Below are 611 nucleotides of genomic sequence, written 5' to 3'. Positions count from 1 at the left end.
ACAAGCCAAAACACCAGAAACGGCTACCGCACCAAAAGAATCCTCACCGACACCGTCGGCCCCATCGACATCAAAGTCCCCCGCGACCGCGACGGCTCCTTCGAACCGACCATCGTGCCCAAACGAGCCCGTCGACTCAAAAACGTCGATGAAATCATCCTCTCCCTGGCCGCCAAAGGACTCACCTACGGTGACATCGCAGCCCACTTCGAGCAAATCTATGGGGCCAGCATCAGTAAAGACACCATCAGCCGTATCACCGCAACGGTCCTTGACCAGATGAATGAATGGGCCGCCAGGCCCCTAGAAACGGTCTACCTGGCTGTGTTTATCGATGCAATCTACCTGAAAGTCCGCGAAGGGCAGGTAAGCAACCGCCCCTTCTACGTGGCTATGGGAGTCAACGTCGAAGGCGCTAGGGATGTGTTAGGAATCTGGGCAGGCCCTGAAGGGGCAGGCGAATCAGCCAAATTCTGGCTACAGATCCTGACCGAGCTGAAGAACCGTGGCACCGCTGATATCTTCTACCTGGTCTGTGATGGGCTCACCGGCCTGCCTGAGGCCGTGAATGCGGTCTATGAACGCACGATTGTGCAAAACTGCGTCATTCA

The 611-nt window shown here is 56.5% G+C and carries 1 protein-coding gene; it reads left to right on the top strand.

What is annotated here, in order from left to right:
• Window positions 1-611: IS256 family transposase (locus L6963_RS11700; RefSeq protein WP_237209164.1), on the top strand; the 611-nt coding region annotated here is incomplete at both ends.

Origin of the sequence: Rothia nasimurium, assembly GCF_928392795.1 — a bacterium.
GTDB lineage: Bacteria > Actinomycetota > Actinomycetes > Actinomycetales > Micrococcaceae > Rothia > Rothia nasimurium_F.
This window is presented reverse-complemented; position numbering and strand designations above follow the sequence as displayed.